The sequence below is a fragment of the Pseudomonas jessenii genome (assembly GCF_002236115.1).
Lineage (GTDB): Bacteria > Pseudomonadota > Gammaproteobacteria > Pseudomonadales > Pseudomonadaceae > Aquipseudomonas > Aquipseudomonas jessenii.
Genome location: NZ_NIWT01000001.1, coordinates 71,762 through 89,006 on the forward strand (window position 1 = coordinate 71,762; position 17,245 = coordinate 89,006).

Below are 17,245 nucleotides of genomic sequence, written 5' to 3' on the forward strand. Positions count from 1 at the left end.
GAGCAGGTCAGTCCAGCGCGCCAGCTTGCTGCAGGCTCAGAGACCGCGTTTCTGGTGCCATAATCCAGCTGGCGACCAAGCCCACTATGGTTATAGCAGCTGCTGCGTACATGGTGTCCGCGATACCGTACTCAGCAAGGGCCACCGGCACAGCATACGTACCTGCTGCTGCACCGATGCGTGATATGGATGTCCCCAAGCCCATAGCTTGAGCCCTGATTTCGGTCGGGAACAGTTCATTGGGATAAACCATCGTGAGAACTTGGGCGCCGCCAATAAACACGGCATAAGCGCCAAACAGGCCCAGAATCACCATCGGCGAACCTTCGTGAAAAATCCCTAGTCCAAACAACGCAAGTCCGGAGAACAGGAAACTGCCGATCAGCAAATTACGGCGACCAAGGCTGTTGATTACGCGGGTAGCGACCATGCAACCGACGACAAAAAGTGCCGTGATTGTCACAGAGCCTATCGATGCCCAATCGTCTTTGATGTTGAGTGCTTGGAGCACCTTCGGAGCGAATGCATAGACTGCGAAGATGGGAACAATTGAGCACGTCCAGAAGATCGACACGAATAGCATGCGACGACCGTAGCCAGCACGAACCAAGCTCCAAAAGGAAACCTTGAGCGACTGAGGTTCTTCAGGCAGGTTTTTCAATGAAAACTCATTGCCGTACACCTTTTTGATTACCTGCTCGGCTTCGTAATGTCGGCCTTTGCTTATGAGCCACCGTGCAGATTCAGGGGTACCAATGCGTAGCAAAAGAAGCGCTATGCTGAAGACGGTCGTACTGGCAAGCACCAGGCGCCATGCATCCTGGCCCCCTGTTCGCAGGATCAGCTCACCAACAACATACGCCACCGCCGCGCCGATAAACCAGACGATAACGAACCATCCCAACTTTGGGCCTCGTTCTTTTTTGGGAAGGAACTCGACGAGCATCGAGGTTGAGACAGGGTATTCGATACCCACTGCTATCCCGATGATGAGTCTCAAGAGGAAAAGCGTTTGTGCGTCTTGTACCCAGTACTGGGCCAGCGAACCGACCGTGAACAACACAGGCCCGACATAGTAGATCGCACGTCGGCCATACCGATTGGTGAGCCAGCCGCCGAACAGGCCACCTACGAAAATACCAATGAGCGCAGAGGCCGCGATCATTCCTTCCCAGAAACTATCAAAACCTAGCGCGGCTGATGCGGGCATCAGGGCAATACCGATGAGGCTGAGAACGTATCCATCCACGAAAGAGCCACCAGCAGATCGCCAGGTAAGCAACCGGTGAAATCGGCTCCAGGGTAGGTCTTCGATATTGCGTAATTGATTCGTCATGTTATCTCCTAGTACGGCTGAATTTTTATTGTTGGTCACTAGAGTTTAAAAGTCTCGTAATGCGACCGTAATCAGTCCAAGGATTAGTGTTGTAAGCAACTATCCGAATGCTTTCGCGAATATTCCCTTATATTTCATGCGTACGCGTGCGAGAGCGATTCCACGGACTTTAAACACTTACGAAAGAGTGGGTGTAAGAAAGTTCATGGGGCGGGCCTGCCTGCTAAAAAATCGCGATCAGGAAGTTCATAAGGCGCATGACTACCGCTGTACGAAAGTGCAAGGCGGGTTCGTCTTTGCTGCGCCATAAGTAAGTCGATTGTGGTCGTACATGACGGCGGGGCTCCTTCGAGCCCTGAAGCAGATTTGTCGACAAAGCTAGACCCCACGAGTGGTGTGGCGATGTTTGTCGGAGCCGCGAGTATCGGGACAGCAGAGTAGCGACGGAATTTCGAAAACATTCGCAATTCTCCGTTTGTTTTTTAAGTGTTGTTGGAGAGATAGAGCGAGTTGAGGATGCTAGTTGTGAAGCGCAGAGGCAACGTAGTAATACTCATGCAATTGTGATCCACAGGAATAAATGAAGTTCCCTGTTGGATTTTCATCTGACTCACATTTATTCCAGATGGTAATAAGTGGTGGAGAATAATTCGTTTGTCTGAGATGAGGAGTGATTTTTAAATGTCGCCATCGACCACCAAGGCGTTGGAGAAAATAACAATGACAACCAAAAACCTGATTCCTGTCCAAAATCTTACAAATGTGCTGAACCCAATTGAGCACGCTCATGGTTTGACCAACGAGTTCTATACAGAGCAAAGGTTCTTTGAGCTGGATCGCGACGAGTTGATGGGCAAGGGTTGGACTTGCATCGGTTTCGCGACTGACCTGCCACAGAAATCCTATGTGAAGCCCGTTGATTTCATGGGGCTTCCGTTGCTGATGATGCGCAACAGAGAGGGAGAGCTCAAAGTATTCCACAACGTCTGTAGCCATCGTGGGGTGAAGCTAGTGCAGGAAGCCGGCGCTATCCAAGGTGTTATTCGTTGCCCTTACCACTCCTGGACTTATGACCTCAATGGTGCCCTTAGAGGCACGCCGCACGTTGGTGGCATCGATGTTCACAAGGATGATCGATTCAACTGCGAGAAGCATGGTCTGAAGCCTTTGCGTAGCGCTGTTTTCATGGATATGGTTCTGGTGAATCTGTCCGGAGACGCGACTCCACTCGAAGAAGTCCTGGTTCCGCTGAAAGAGCGCTGGACTCAGTTTCTCGGGACTGATGGCCTTTCGCTGATCAGGAAGGAGGCCGATGGAGGGTCGATGGCCCTTGAAGTCGAGTGCAATTGGAAACTGGCGGTTGAGAACTTCTGCGAGGCATATCACCTGCCGTGGGTTCACCCAAGCCTGAACACCTATTCTCGGCTGGAAGACCATTACAACATCCTCTTCGACCAGTTCGCAGGCCAGGGTAGCTACGCCTACAACCTGTCAACCGTGGCGGGCACAACCCTGCCAATTTTCCCGAGTTGGCCAACTGACCGGATGAAAAACGCTGAGTACGTTGCGTTTTTCCCGAACACGCTGATCGGCATCCAAGCTGACCATGTCTTCGCAATGATGCTTCAACCCATTTCCCCAAGTCGCACCATCGAACACCTGCGCGTGTACTACATCGGCGACGAGGCGCTAGGTGAAAAGTATGAAGCATCGCGCAACGCCATCATGGAATCCTGGAAAGTCGTGTTTGCTGAGGACATCGCCTCAGTAGAAGGCATGCAGAAAGGCCGTAGTTCACCAGGCTACAAAGGTGGTGTGTTCTCACCTGAAATGGACTTGCCGACACACTACTTCCACCGCTGGGCTGCTGAAAAGCTCCTCCAGACAGAACAGGCCTGAGGCGGGAGTTAGCGATCATGAAAAAAAGACACTGGCTGAATTTTATTGATGGCAATTGGTGCGACAGCGATGCCAGCTTCGAGTTGTTGAATCCCGCTACGAATCAAAGCATCGGGACAATCGCAAAAGCTTCAATTACCGATGCAGCAGCAGCTCTGGCGGCAGCGCGTCGCTGCGCCGACTCCAGACTCCTGTCGTCCGTACGACCCGCCGAACGGGTCAAGTGGATGACCCGGATTGCCCAGGAAATTCGCACACTTGCTGACGAAGGAGCGCATATCCTGTGCGCTGAGAACGGCAAAACCGTTCCCGAAGCCCTAGACGAATTTCTTGAGGCCGCCAGATATTTTGAGTATTACGGTGGTATGGCGGACAAGATCGAAGGCGTATCCATTCCGCTGGGTAACGGATACATGGACTTCACCGTGTACGATCCAATGGGCGTGTCACTGCAAATTGTCCCATGGAACTTCCCGGTCTCTATATGTGCCAGAGCTCTCGCGCCGGCACTGGCTGCGGGTAACGCGGTCGTTGTGAAATCACCAGAACTCTCGCCGCTGGGAATCTGCGTACTCTTCGAGGCCATTGAGCGTGCAGGTCTTCCTGACGGCGCGGTGAACTTGCTTTGTGGCAGCGGTCGCGAAATCGGGTCTTACCTCGCTGCTCGGCGAGAAGTGGATCAGATTGTTTTCACCGGCTCTGTTCCTACCGGACAGACCATCCTGAAACTTGCTGCAGAGAATGCGACTCCCTGCGTGATGGAGCTCGGTGGGAAGTCCGCCGCCCTCGTTTTCCCGGACGCCGACCTTGACCAACTTATGGCCAGTGTACGCATGGGGATCTTCTTCAACGCGGGCCAAGTGTGCTCGGCGATGTCACGACTGGTTGTTCATCGCTCGATCTACGAGACCGTCGTCTCTCGCGTTAAAGATCTGGCGCTGGGGCTGTCTGTTGGGAACGGCGCAGACGGTAACGATCTCACTCCGGTGATCACCGCGAGGCAGTTGGATCAGATTCAACAAATGTGCCAGCGCGCTCAGCAGGAAGGGGCAGTACTGGTGACGGGTGGCGAAGCCTTAAGCGACAGCCAGGGCAATTTCCTGCTGCCTACTATTTTCAAAGATGTTTCCCCTGAGATGAACATTGCCCAGGAAGAAGTCTTTGGGCCCGTTTTAGTCATCATCCCCTTCGACGACGAGTCTGAAGCCATCACCATCGCGAACAGCACTGCCTTCGGTTTGGTGGCGGGAGTCTTCACTCAGGATTTGAACAAGGCGATGCGGTGTGCGCGTCTTCTGCGTTCAGGCCAGGTGTTTGTCAACGAGTGGTATGCCGGCGGTATCGAGGTGCCTTTCGGTGGCGTGGGACTGTCCGGGTATGGACGTGAACGAGGCCAGGAAGCGCTGTATAGCTATGTTCGAACCAAGAACGTGGCCATCAAGGTCGCAGGTGAGTAAGACGCTATGAAAAAGTGGCTCTGTATTATCTGCGGCTGGATCTATGATGAGGCGCTGGGCTGGCCTGATGACGGGATCGCTCCAGGCACGCGCTGGGAAGACATTCCTGATGATTGGATATGTCCAGAGTGCAAAGTTGGTAAGGCCGATTTTGAGATGCTTGAAATCTCCGACTCGGAACTTGCTGCGATTGTGCCACCCATTGCGGCCATCGCTCCTGCACCAATTCAAGCAGTCGTTGCTCAAACTCCTATACCTGTTGTTTCGACTTCGGTTGCAGAATCTATCGTGATTATTGGTAGCGGTCACGCCGGCTATGGACTTGCTCAAGCTATCCGGAAAGCTGATCCGAATGTAGAAATCTGTGTCCTGACCAGTGAGCCCGGCCATAGGTATTACAAACCGGCCTTATCCATCGCTTTGGCACAGGATAAAGGCGCAGCACGGTTGATTGACGAGGCGCCTTTCCAAATTGAGTCGCGCCTGTCGATCAGGGTCTACCCTCATTGTCTTGTTGAGCGAATCGATTCGAAACAAAAGCGTATCCACACCAACTTCGGTGAGATTGGTTTTGGCAAACTCGTGATTGCGAGTGGTGCCAGCCCCATTCGCATTCCGCTGGACGGTAGCCTTGATGCGATGCTCAGCGTGAACACTCTGACTGATTATGAGTTGTTCAGGAAAAAGCTTCCAAGCGCCAGGAACATCGCCATCCTCGGAGAAGGCTTGATAGGTTGCGAGTTTGCAAACGACTTGGCATCTGTTGGATATCAGGTACATGTCATTGGATTGGGTGCGTGGCCTATGGGCCGGCTTCTCCCAGAACCAGCCGGAGTTCATCTGCAGGAAAAGCTGTCGGAGCTCGGGGTGAAGTGGAGCCTAAAGACAACCATCTCTAGCATCCAGAAGCGAGAGAACGACTTCAACATTCAGCTTGCGAATGGCGAATCTTTGATCGCTGACTTCGTGCTGTCCGCTGTCGGTTTACTTCCGAATGTCGAATTCGTACGTGAAAGCGGCATTGAGTGTGGTCGTGGCGTCAAGGTGGATGCTCAACTCCAGACCTCGGAAAAAGACATCTACGCCATCGGTGACTGCATTGAAATCAATGGGCAACTGCTTCCATACCTCGCGCCAATTAACGAGGGCATAAAAGCTCTTGCGCGCACACTCCTGGGTGAGCCGACAGCCGTCAACTACCCACTCATGCCTATTACCGTTAAGACACCGTCTGCTCCACTATCTCTTCTTCCGCCACCTGCCGGCAGCACGGGTGACTGGTATGTCGACTCCCTTCATGACGGCCTAGTGGCCAGCCATAAGGATCAGACGGGCCGAGTTACCGGGTTTGTGTTGCTTGGACGTCAAGCCCAGAAGAGCAGGACAGACTTGCTCGCAAAATGCCAATCATTGCCTATCGGGTGAGCATAATAAAATGAATAATCGAGCTATTAATTTACCCAACGATGACCACGACTGTGGTTGGTATGACATTCTTCCGGAGCCTACTCCTGCCAAAGTCTTGAAAGGTGAGCAGCGCGCCGAATATGTCGTGATCGGCGCCGGTTTTGCCGGTCTTGCTGCTGCGCGACGACTGGCAGAGTTGAAGCCAGAGGCAACGATTTTCCTGGTGGACGCTCAGCGGGTTGGATATGGGGCATCAGGCCGTAACTCCGGCTTCGTCATAGACCTTCCGCACAAGATGGCGCTGGAACATCCGGATCCGAATTTCAAACAGGCTCTGTTGCGGCTTAATCGCTCCGCGATTTCCAAGCTGGAAGGCCTGATCAAAACTCACGACATTGACTGCCAATGGTCTCACGCCGGTAAATACCAGGGCGCTGTGGGAGAGCGTGGGGTCGCGTACCTCGAAAATTTTGTCTCGCTCATGCGAAATCTGGGTGAGCCTTTCGAGATGGTGGAGCGAGATCGTCTGCAAAAAGTTCTAGGTACCTCGCATTACACCCAGGCTGTCTTCACTCCCGGCTGCTACCTCATGCAACCAGCTGCACTCGTGCGCGGATTGGGCGACTCACTGCCAAGTAACGTTCAACTGTTCGAAAACTCCCCTGTCAGCGGTCTGCGTAAAGGCAGCAACGGAAACTGGGTTATCGAGCTGGCGGGCGCATCAGTACAGACGAAAAATCTGCTCCTGACGACAAGCATCTTCACTCAAGAGTTTGGTTACCTCAAAAACCGCCTCCTGCCTGTGATGACTTTCGCGAGCTGGACTCGCCCTCTCACACAGGCGGAAATGGACGCCACAGGCATTACCGAAGATTGGGGGCTCACTCCGGCAGATCATGCCGGCACCACAGTACGCATGACCAAGGATCGTCGCCTGATCATTCGCAACTCGTATCAGCACGTTCCTAAGTACGGGCAGAGCGTGAACGGTGATCTGAGAGACAAGGTGCGCGACAAACACCGAGTTTCCATGCTGCTTCGCTACCCTCATCTGGCGAACGTTCCATTCACTCACACTTGGGGTGGGTCGTACGCCATCTCCCGGAACTTCACCAACTTTTTCGGGAAGCTGGATGAAGGAGTGTATGCGTCCGCATGTGACAACGGTGTTGGTGCTGCCTGGGGTACCATCGGCGGCACGTTACTGGCCGATAGCGTGGTCGGATCGGAATCCTCGCTCTTGAACGATATTCGTCATGTGAGCGGCATGCCCTCTCTGAACCCTCCCGAGCCGTTTCTGGGTATGGGTGTCCGCACGCGAATCCGTTGGGCAGCATGGAACAGCCGGAGCGAGCTATGACGTCCACAACAGGCAGAACCCCTGTCTATGTCGTTGACCACAGGGATCTTGAATTCATCCATCGTGGTGGCCCACCCGGCAGTGCAAGTGTCGTCCGAGCGCTCTCTGACGATATCTCTCCGAACCTGGGTGTGGGATTTGGCAAGTGGGAAGGTGCCGAGGTTTCCTGGACTGTTCTTTATGACGAGGTGATTTTTGTCTTCGAAGGGTGTTTCACATTGAAAGCAAACGGTCAGGCCTACGAAGTACATCCGGGCCAGCTTCTTTGGATCCCTGAAAATACCGTTCTTGAATACTCTGGCCATGCAACCTTTGGTTACGTTGTTTATCCGGGTGATTGGAAACGACGAAATTCGCTTTAACTAACCGCACACCATCAATGGCGCCCATCCATAGCCTGGACATTTACTCCGAGCTGATGCGGGTATGGAACGCCATGAATTTACCGATTAAATGTGCCTCGACTGTAATCTTCAGTCGCCTGGCCAGGAGTGCTTATGTCCACTAGCGCATTCAAAAACAAAGATGAAATTCGGACACTTTTTTCGGCTGCAATGTCTGAGATGTATAAGAGCGAAGTCCCTCAATATGGGACGCTTCTGGATTTGGTGGCCTACATCAACAAAAGCAGCATGGAACGAGATCCGCAGCTCGAGCAGAACCTCAGCCTGGGCGGGGAACTGGATCGCCTGTCCATGGAACGTCATGGTGCCATTCGTGTAGGCACACCGGGTGAACTGGCTACATTGCGTCGTCTGTTTGCAGTCATGGGAATGGAGCCTGTCGGCTACTACGATCTCGCTCCCGCTGGCGTCCCGGTACATGCCACCGCGTTTAGGGCTGTTGAAGAAAAGTCGCTCAACAAAAGTCCGTTCCGGGTTTTCACATCGCTCCTACGGTTAGAGCTCATCGATGATGCAGACCTCAGAGACGTCGCCCAAGCCGCACTTCAAGCCAGGAATATTTTCACTCCCAAAGCAATCGAGCTGATCCAACTCCATGAGTCCAATGGTGGACTCACTGTCGAACAGGCAGAGGAATTCGTCGCAGAAGCACTTGAGACCTTCAGATGGCATAGTTCGGCCACTGTCAGCCTAGAAACCTTCAACAAACTTCAGCAACAACATCGCCTCATTGCTGATGTGGTCGCATTCAAGGGCCCGCATATCAACCATCTGACACCTCGAACTCTCGATATTGATGCGGTTCAGGCCAGCATGCCGTCCAAGGGCATCGTCCCTAAAGCTGTGATTGAAGGGCCTCCGAAGCGCAAGATCGATATTCTCCTTCGGCAAACCAGCTTCAAAGCTCTCAATGAGCACATCGCTTTCCCGGGGGACGGTGGAAAAGTAAACGGCAGTCACTCGGCTCGGTTTGGCGAGATTGAGCAGCGAGGCGCAGCACTTACCATTAAGGGCCGTGAACTCTACGACAGGCTCTTGCTTGCTGCCAAAGCCGAATTGGGAGTGCCTCCATCCGAAGCCAACGCACACCAATACGCTGAGATTCTCCAGCGTGTGTTTCTGGATTTTCCGGACGATATCAAATCGCTGCACGATAATGAATTGGTGTTCGTTAGGTATTACCCGGAGCTCGATAAGGTTGCGAATTTCCAGGATTCTGATCTGACAGCATGGCCTCTGAAAGACTTGATATCGGAGGGACTGATCAAGTATAGGCCTGTGGTATATGAGGACTTCCTTCCGGTCAGCGCTGCCGGAATTTTCCAATCCAACTTGGGTGACGAAGCTTCAGATACAGGTCTCTCTGGGTCATCCCGAAATGAGTTTGAGGCCGCACTGGGCAGTGGGGTTCGTGATGAATTCTCGTTGTATCAAGATATCCAGGCTCGGTCGTTGGATTCATCTCTGAAAGCTCTCAGGATTGTGTAACGCTTTTCCTGCAACAACTAACATTTTGCGCACATATTCGTATGTGCGCATTTTTTTTGCGCCGAAGCAGTGGAATCTCGCCACGCTCAAGCCCTTCTTTCGAAAGTTCGGGACTTATGCTCAAGGCGACAACTCGCGTGAGCCTCAAGGCCCGATGCATATTAAACAGGTCACAGAGCGCTATGATGCGAATTGAAGGAGAGCTTGCCGCCACGGCGTGTGGATTAGTGGCGATTATTTTGTGGAGCACCGCCGCCGGCTTGATTCGGAGTGTCAGTGAACTCATCGGCCCGCTGGGTGGCGCCGCGATGATTTATACGTTGGGCGCAATTCTGCTTGTCTTCCTGCTGGGGAAACCTCGCCTTCGGTCGACATCAAAACTCTACCTCTTCTTGGGCAGTGCGCTATTTGTCGCTTCCGAGGTGTGTCTTTCACTTGCTCTGGGATTTGCTAGCAACCGTAATCAGGCAATCGAGCTTGGCGTGGTGAACTACCTATGGCCATGCCTCACCGTTGTTCTAGCGATCATCATGAATGGCCAAAAGGCGCGGTGGATCATCATCCCAGGTACTGCTCTCGCTCTCTTTGGCATTTTGTGGGTAGTGAGTGGTGATGGTTTGTCACTGCCGGGAATTATCGAAAACGTGCAGTCAAACCCGCTCAGTTACAGCCTTGCACTCGGCTGCGGGATCACGTTTGCCTTGTATTGCAACGTTACTCGGCGGTATGCGGACGGGCAAAATCTGGTGGGGTTGTTCTTCGTCTTGACCGCAATTGTGCTTTGGCTGAAATATCTGTTCAGCAGCGAGATGATTCCAGCAATCAGCTTGGGTGGCGGCCTAGAGCTTGTAGCCGCTGCTGTCGCAATGGCCGGCGGCTACGCGCTCTGGAACATTGGCATCTTGCGCGGAAATCTCACCTTGTTGGCCACCGCTTCCTACCTCGCCCCCGTGCTGACGTCGGCATTTGCTGCAGTATGGTTGGGGGTTGTGCTGAACATTCAGTTTTGGCAGGGGGCAGTGTTAGTTACAGCAGGATCGCTAATCTGTTGGCAAGCTACTCGACGGCGAGGTGATTCAGTATGAGCGCCGGGTGTTTGGAGCTACATATGACGGTCGCATCCTGAATAATGCCAGCGTTTAGGTTCCTGAGACCAGCCTCGCCACAGCAATGCTCGAAATACCACTAAGCATTGCTGTGGTGTTTGTTCCATGGATTTTTAATCCGGGAACGGAAGGGACAGCAGCCAAGCACTGAAGGTCTTAAGCGCTGGCAGATGTTGATAGCGTGTGGCATACGCAAGGTAGTAATTGCGACCGCTTTCCATCGGGTCGAACAGTGCTATCAGCGCTCCGGATTTGAGTTCGTCCTGCACCAGAATGTCGGGAACCAGCCCGATACCAATGCCCGCTGATACGGCCTGAATGAGGTGGGCAGTGAGCTCGAAACTTGGGCCGGTACGCATACTTCTATGGCCAAGGTTGTAGCGGTCAAACCAATCAGACCACGCATTGGGTCGAGAGACGACATTCAACAAAACTTGATCAGCGACGTCCGCTGGTGACATAGCGCGAAATTCCGCTACCGCGGTTGGGCTCGCTATAACGACCAGTTTTTCTTTGAGTAATAGATGCGAAATGTAGCCTGGCCAGTCTCCTTTGCCAGCGCAGATGATTGCCTGCATGTCGCTTGCGCTGGACTGGATGTCGGCGTGAATGATCCTTGAATGGATGTGCACCAGATTCCCAGGGTGGAGTGCATAAAACTCATGCATTTTGGGGAGGAGCCACTTTGATCCCAATGTCGGAAGTACAGCGAGGTTTAGTGGGCCACCCTCAGCCTTGTAAGCAATTGTCTGCAGCGTTGCACTTCGAATTCGACCCAGTGCAGCGGCAAGCTCATGTTGGTACAGGGCACCGGCTGCGGTTAGCTCGATCTTTCGTCCATCACGGCGAAAGAGTTCGATCCCAAGCTGGGCTTCCAGGGATTGCACCTGCCGGCTGACGGCGCTTTGAGTCAATGCCAGTTCGTCTGCAGCTTTGGTAAAGCTGCAATGTCGAGCGGCTGCTTCGAAGGCAATCAGCAAGGACATGGAGGGCGTCAGTCTTCTTGGATTCATTCATAAAGCTCATGCAAATTCTGCAGGTTTTACGTTTGTACGAGACATCGTGTCCCGACAAAATCGAAGGTAAACCCCTTATGGTTTGCTAACACCTTGGTGCTGAGCATACATAACGAGAATGTTTAGATTAGCTGCATTACCCGTAGGAACTCCACCATGATTGCTCGGCTATCTCCCCCTGATGTCCAAAACGTATCCTACGAAGGATTTTTAAGTCGGCTTCTGGAAGAGGGCTTTCAGGGAGAAATCGCACGTAGCTACGGCGATAGGACGGTGTTGGCAACCGACAACTCAATCTATCAGCGCTTACCACAAGCGGCGGTGTTTCCACGGCATGCTCGGGATGTCGAAACCTTGGCGCGCCTGGTGGCCCGTACCGAATTTAGATCTGTTGTGCTCACACCCCGTGGAGGTGGAACCGGTACCAACGGCCAATCACTAACAGAGGGGGTTGTTGTCGATCTGTCTCGCCATATGAACAGTATTCTTGAAATCAATGTCGAGGAGCGTTGGGTTCGAGTGCAGAGCGGTGTGGTTAAGGATCAGCTCAACGCTGCATTGAAACCACATGGATTATTTTTCGCGCCTGAACTATCCACATCAAACCGCGCCACCATCGGCGGAATGATTAACACCGACGCGAGTGGTCAGGGAAGCTGTACGTATGGCAAAACCCGTGACCATGTCTTGGAGCTTTCTACCGTTTTACTGGGTGGCGATCGGCTCAACAGTTCAGTTTTGGAACGCGACTGTTGGTGGGCGGAAACAGGTCGCACAGATCGGATAGGAGAGGTCTACCGATGTGCCACAGACATCGCGCTTAATCATGCTGATCTGATCCAGAGTACGTTTCCGAAACTCAATCGTTGCTTGACTGGCTATGACTTGGCTCACCTGCAAGAGCCAAATGATCGATTCAATCTCAACAGCGTTTTGTGTGGCTCCGAAGGCTCCCTTGGCTTCATCGTTGAAGCCAAGCTCAACGTGTTACCGATCCCCAAGTATTCGATCCTGGTGAACGTGCGTTATGCAGGGTTCATGGATGCTCTGAGGGACGCCAAGGCGTTAATGCTGTTGAAGCCTTTGTCTATCGAGACAGTCGATTCCAAAGTGCTTATGCTTGCCATGAAGGACATAGTCTGGCACGGCGTCGCAGAATATTTTCCGGAAGACCCAGACGCACCGACACTCGGAATCAATCTTGTTGAGTTTAGCGGCGACGATGAAGAGGCAGTTCAGCAGAGTGTTCATGAGTTTGTTTTGCATCTGCAGCGCGACACAAGCGTCATGCGATTGGGTCACACGCTTGCAATAGGTGCTGACGCCCTCAAACGCGTCTATGCGATGCGAAAGCGAGCAGTTGGGCTGCTCGGCAACGTCAAAGGAGAGGCCCGGCCACAACCCTTTGTCGAAGACACTGCCGTTCCGCCTGAGAGATTGGCTGACTTCATCCTGGAGTTTCGAGCGCTTCTGGACAGCTATGACTTGGAGTACGGAATGTTCGGGCACGTCGATGCGGGAGTCCTCCATGTGCGCCCGATCCTGGACATGAAAAACCCTCTTCAGGCTGCTCTAATTCAGCCGATATCGGATGCCGTCGCCGCGTTGACGCAAAAGCATGGCGGCTTGTTGTGGGGTGAGCATGGCAAGGGGTTGAGATCCCAGTATGTGCCGGATTACTTCGGTGAACTTTATCCGGCGTTGCAGGCGCTCAAGGCTGCTTTCGATCCGTACAACCAACTCAACCCCGGCAAAATCGCCACGCCGAAGACTGTGCCTAACGCTCGATTGACGCGCGTTGACGAGGTCAAATTGCGGGGCGAGCTTGATCGGACAATTGATGAGCGGGTGTGGAAAAGCTACGACACAGCCCTTCACTGCAACGGCAATGGAGCGTGCTACAACTTCGATCCTGATGACGCCATGTGCCCTTCCTGGAAAGGCACTCGTAATCGAGTCCATTCCCCTAAAGGGCGCGCCTCGCTCATCCGGGAGTGGCTGAGATTACAGGGCCAACAAGACATCGATGTATTGGCCATCAGCGATCGGCTGCGCTCGACTACCAACGTATTCAGTATTGCTAAACGAACAGCGAATACAGTCGCGCAAAAGCTGGGGCAACAGGACTTTTCCCATGAGGTTTATGAGGCCATGACGGGGTGCCTCGCCTGTAAGTCCTGTGCGGGTCAGTGCCCGGTGAAAGTCAATGTGCCGGAGTTCCGATCCCGATTCCTGGAACTGTACCACAGCCGGTATCTGCGCCCCTTGAAGGACTACCTCATCGGCTCGCTTGAGTACACCATTCCCTACATTGCGCGCGTACCGCGTTTATACAATTTCATTATGGGCGCCCGTCCAGTTCGCGTCCTTCTTGAGCACGTCGCCGGAATGGTCGATAGCCCATTGCTAAGCTTGATGGACTTTAACGACGTATGCCGTCGCTGGAACGTTCAGATGGCGACGCCCGAGAGTATTGCTGCATTGGGGGTGGAGGAGCGTAAGCGCAGTGTGATTCTCGTACAGGATACCTTTACGCGTTACTTCGAAACCCATGTGCTTGCCGACTGGATTGAGCTGATCTCAAGGCTCGGGTTCCAGGTATACATCGCACCGTTCTCTCCAAACGGCAAACCCCTGCAGGTTCAGGGTTTCCTAAAGGCATTTGAAAAAGCCGCGCATTTCAACGCAAAATCGCTGAGTAAGTTTCACCAATACCAGGTTCCGTTGGTTGGCTTGGATCCCGCTATGACCTTGGTGTATCGACAAGAGTACGCCAAGACGCTTGGCAGCGATCAGACCCCGACCGTCTTGTTGCCGCAGGAGTGGCTTGCGGATGCGCTCCCGTCATCGAATGCGATCAGGGAGATAGACACCTACTACTTCCTTCCTCACTGTACCGAGAAAACTAATGAGCCTGGGAGCATCGGCCTTTGGCAGCAAATTTATGCGCGGATGGGGTTGAAGTTGCAGGTTCAAGCGAGTGGTTGCTGCGGGATGTCTGGCACCTATGGACATGAGACACAAAACGCGAAGACTTCAGACGTTATCTACAGCCAGTCTTGGGGGCCGCTGGTGGAGAAATTCAACCGTTCAGGTCGCTTGTTGGCGGACGGGTACTCATGTCGAAGCCAAGTTAAACGCAAGGATGGGGCGACGATCCTGCATCCGCTACAGGCTTTGCTCGCAGTCGTCAGGGTGTCGCCGGGTAATCATTAGGTCGCGGATCTACCCCGTTGCATGGGAAGGTTATTGAACTGGCCTAATGATTTTGGAGCCTTTGTTCAGGCCTATAGAGCGAAGAAGGGGGCGTGTGATGAGGGAGCGTTGCACGTTCTAGGGCCGTCGTTATTTCGGGCCCTTGAGGCCCGGCTCGACCTGGACTACTGCCCGATGTCTGACCGTGCAGCTCGGCTTTCATGCAGGAGCTCAACCGCTAGGTAGCCCTCATGGCTACTGCTACTGCGAACGCTAAAGTGTCCGTTGTGATGAGCCTGCAAGCCGTTCCCGCCTGTAGATTCTCCGTAGCCCGTTTTACAGATCCGGGTAATCATCAAGCTTAAGGCTCGGAGCGTCTTCGTTCTCCGGTTCGCGCTTAGGCGTATGTATCACTCCAGCTTCGGCATCTACGCGCATCTGCTCGAGCTCTTTGTGAAAAGCCTTGTCCTGAACCGTGGGTTTGCTGGTGTACGGTTTTCGGTCAGGTACAGGCTGGGCTGCATAAGTCGTTACCGCGTCTGGATCGTGCTGCAGCTTTTCTTGAACTTGCGATTCCAGCATTGCACGGAGCGCATCTTTGTCGGGACGGTTCAGCAATTTGTTACTCCTATTCGGGAGCCAGGCACTAGCCATTCGATTGGTACATTGAGCAGTTGGTGAGGGCAGGGCCGTTTATATTTGTGGTTGCATCGCAGATCGACAGTTACCCGGATTGCAGATTAACAATTCTGATAAGCCTACCAAGGCTTGGCGGCAACCGTCTGTGATGAAAATGGTGTCATACCTACAGTCTTGCATGCAGCTTTCGAGATGACTGAAGTGGCCAAACATTCACCTGCCGTTTTGCATGGAGGCTCAGAGCCCAGCGAGCAGTCGTTCGAGCTGTTCCCGCTCCCAGGCACTAAGTAGTTCGACAGGATCAGTTCCTTCGCGCTGCCAGAGTTCAAGTGTACCGACTCGGCCATCAGGCGACCTGCAGTACTCGCAGTAGTCCAGGGTGTCACAGTCATTGAAGAGGGTGAGTCTCCAGCCATCAATCTCCACGGACATGAGGCCGTGATAAATCTCGCTCCAGGACTGTGTGGAGCTTCGCATCATGATGCGTTTGCCGAGCACGACATCCGTCAGTACCTGGCAGACCTCTCGGGCGGTGAGAGAGGAGGTTGTGTTCAAATCATTCTGCGCTCGAGTCATCGCTTGCCCTTAGCTAAGCTGCGGTATGAAGTAAACGTCAACTGAGAGATCGCACCTTAGGTGCCTTAAGGCCCGGCTCATTAATTAGCCAAGCATTTCCTTTACGATGGAAGCCACATTGCTCGCATCGTCTATCCCTCGGTGATAGGTACCCTGCAAAGCCTCGTCAGTTGAAGGTTTATAAAAATCCTCACACCGGTGAACTCGTCGAAACCAAAGGCGGCAATCACAAGACGCTGAAAGAGTGGAAAGCGCAGTACGGCTCCGCGACCGTTGAGTCCTGGCTGACCAAGTGATCTTGGTTTGAGTACAAAAGGGCCCTGTGAAGGCCCTTTTTTATCGACTATTACCTCTAGTCAGGTTCGAGCATTAATGGTTCGAGCGAATAGCACCGCCGTCGATCAACAGGTTTTACCCAGTCAGATAGCCTGCATGGCTACTACATAAAAAGGCACAAAGTGCACGAAGCTCTTCAGGAGAACCGAAGCGTTTCGCAGGAATTTCAAGGCGGCATTCTTCGAGAAATGCTTCACTGCCTTGAGTCGATTCTTGGCCAGCAGCGACCAGCGTAGCGCGTAGCCTGCCAAGGCAGGAGGGCCCATATAGCGCGTTGCAAAGGCAAATCCCGAAGTGTTAGCGGATGTCAGTACTTCGACTTGAAGCGGGGAGCCATGCTCAGTAAGACATTGTCTTTGTCTACCAGATGATGTTTTAGAGACATGGCAATGTGCCCTAATACGAGCGCTACGGAAGTCCAGGCGCAAGCCACATGTACCCACTTGGCCAAGTCATACGCATCTGGATTGGCAGCCAGCAACGGCGGCAGTTGAACCATGCCGAGTACCATGATGGGTTTGTCTGCGACCGAGCTCCAGATCCAGCCTGAAATTGGCAGTGCTGCAAGCGCCAGGGCATATAAAACCAGATGTCCAAGGTGAGCTGCTTGTTTCATCCTACTCGTCATTTGCGCTGGCATTGCCGGCGGAGTATGAGTAACTCTCCAGGCCACTCTGAGTACCAATAGAATCAACAAGGCGCTAGCGAACGCCTTGTGCCAGTAAGTCAATCCATGCGTTGGATTGAGGGTGTCGCGAAAGTACACCGCAAGAGCCCCTACGATCCAAACAGCAATCCAGATACTCGCCATGAGCCAATGCAGTAGCTTCGCAGTGCTTGTATATGCAGAAGTTTTTGAGCTCACGTGAAACTCCCATGCAGACTGAGCTGGTCAGAGTGGCATAACGTCTGGCTAGGATAAATGCTGTCCGAGTTGACTGTCTGTAGACCTGAGCTCTACGATCTTCATCAAGATAAGTGTGCTCAATGAGAGTCACTGGACAACCGACATATATCGATGCTCCT

At 53.1% G+C, this 17,245-nt stretch carries 14 protein-coding genes and 1 pseudogene; 9 read left to right on the plus strand and 6 right to left on the minus strand.

The window, feature by feature from the left end:
• Positions 1–7 precede the first annotated feature (7 nt).
• Positions 8–1,336, minus strand: coding sequence for an MFS transporter (locus PSJE_RS00295; protein ID WP_090455895.1), 1,329 nt, complete (start codon positions 1,334–1,336; stop codon positions 8–10).
• Positions 1,337–2,056: 720 nt separating this feature from the next.
• Between PSJE_RS00295 and PSJE_RS00300 the strand changes: the two genes are divergently transcribed.
• From PSJE_RS00300 to yddG, 7 genes are all read left to right on the plus strand, one after another.
• The gene (locus tag PSJE_RS00300) at positions 2,057–3,235 is read left to right on the plus strand and encodes an aromatic ring-hydroxylating oxygenase subunit alpha (RefSeq protein WP_090457915.1); all 1,179 of its coding nucleotides are present in this window, start codon (positions 2,057–2,059) and stop codon (positions 3,233–3,235) included.
• A 17-nt stretch (positions 3,236–3,252) separates the two neighbouring features.
• Positions 3,253–4,692 carry an aldehyde dehydrogenase family protein gene (locus PSJE_RS00305; RefSeq protein WP_090455893.1) on the plus strand — a complete coding sequence of 480 codons (1,440 nt, stop codon included), beginning with the start codon at positions 3,253–3,255 and terminating at the stop codon, positions 4,690–4,692.
• 6 nt (positions 4,693–4,698) lie between these two features.
• A complete protein-coding gene (locus PSJE_RS00310; RefSeq protein WP_090455891.1) occupies positions 4,699–6,117 on the plus strand; it encodes an FAD-dependent oxidoreductase in 1,419 nt (472 codons plus the stop codon).
• 10 nt (positions 6,118–6,127) lie between these two features.
• The gene (locus tag PSJE_RS00315; RefSeq protein WP_090455890.1) at positions 6,128–7,459 is read left to right on the plus strand and encodes an NAD(P)/FAD-dependent oxidoreductase; all 1,332 of its coding nucleotides are present in this window, start codon (positions 6,128–6,130) and stop codon (positions 7,457–7,459) included.
• Positions 7,456–7,821: an ethanolamine utilization protein EutQ gene (locus PSJE_RS00320; protein ID WP_090455889.1), complete on the plus strand. Its 366-nt coding sequence runs from the start codon at positions 7,456–7,458 to the stop codon at positions 7,819–7,821. The genes PSJE_RS00315 and PSJE_RS00320 overlap by 4 nt, the downstream gene beginning before the upstream one ends.
• 135 nt (positions 7,822–7,956) lie before the next feature.
• The gene (gene hglS / locus PSJE_RS00325; protein WP_090455887.1) at positions 7,957–9,351 is read left to right on the plus strand and encodes a 2-oxoadipate dioxygenase/decarboxylase HglS; all 1,395 of its coding nucleotides are present in this window, start codon (positions 7,957–7,959) and stop codon (positions 9,349–9,351) included.
• Positions 9,352–9,533: 182 nt separating this feature from the next.
• Complete coding sequence (yddG, locus tag PSJE_RS00330) at positions 9,534–10,436, plus strand: aromatic amino acid DMT transporter YddG (RefSeq protein ID WP_280523316.1); 903 nt, start codon at positions 9,534–9,536, stop codon at positions 10,434–10,436.
• 134 nt (positions 10,437–10,570) lie between these two features.
• Here yddG and PSJE_RS00335 read toward each other — a convergent pair whose 3' ends face one another.
• Positions 10,571–11,470, minus strand: a complete 900-nt coding sequence (locus PSJE_RS00335) for a LysR substrate-binding domain-containing protein (RefSeq protein ID WP_090455884.1) — start codon at positions 11,468–11,470, stop codon at positions 10,571–10,573.
• 159 nt (positions 11,471–11,629) lie between these two features.
• Here PSJE_RS00335 and ydiJ point away from each other — a divergent pair, with 159 nt between their 5' ends.
• A complete protein-coding gene (ydiJ, locus tag PSJE_RS00340) occupies positions 11,630–14,689 on the plus strand; it encodes a D-2-hydroxyglutarate dehydrogenase YdiJ (protein WP_090455882.1) in 3,060 nt (1,019 codons plus the stop codon).
• A 315-nt stretch (positions 14,690–15,004) separates the two neighbouring features.
• On the opposite strand, the gene PSJE_RS00345 is transcribed toward ydiJ, so the two are convergent.
• Positions 15,005–15,286, minus strand: coding sequence for a hypothetical protein (locus PSJE_RS00345; protein WP_090457914.1), 282 nt, complete (start codon positions 15,284–15,286; stop codon positions 15,005–15,007).
• A gap of 258 nt (positions 15,287–15,544) precedes the next feature.
• A complete protein-coding gene (locus PSJE_RS31475; RefSeq protein ID WP_090457912.1) occupies positions 15,545–15,862 on the minus strand; it encodes a DUF7693 family protein in 318 nt (105 codons plus the stop codon).
• Positions 15,863–16,053: 191 nt separating this feature from the next.
• On the opposite strand from PSJE_RS31475, the pseudogene PSJE_RS00355 reads away from it, so the two are divergent.
• A pseudogene (locus tag PSJE_RS00355) lies at positions 16,054–16,179 on the plus strand (DNA binding protein); the annotation flags it as partial.
• 115 nt (positions 16,180–16,294) lie between these two features.
• On the opposite strand, the gene PSJE_RS00360 reads toward PSJE_RS00355, so the two are convergent.
• Both PSJE_RS00360 and PSJE_RS00365 read right to left on the minus strand, forming a co-directional pair.
• A complete protein-coding gene (locus PSJE_RS00360; protein WP_425320317.1) occupies positions 16,295–16,507 on the minus strand; it encodes an SDR family oxidoreductase in 213 nt (70 codons plus the stop codon).
• Between the two features lie 19 nt (positions 16,508–16,526).
• Entirely contained in the window at positions 16,527–17,084 is a 558-nt protein-coding gene (locus tag PSJE_RS00365; RefSeq protein ID WP_268876107.1) for a cytochrome b, read from the minus strand.
• Between the last annotated feature and the right edge of the window lie 161 nt (positions 17,085–17,245).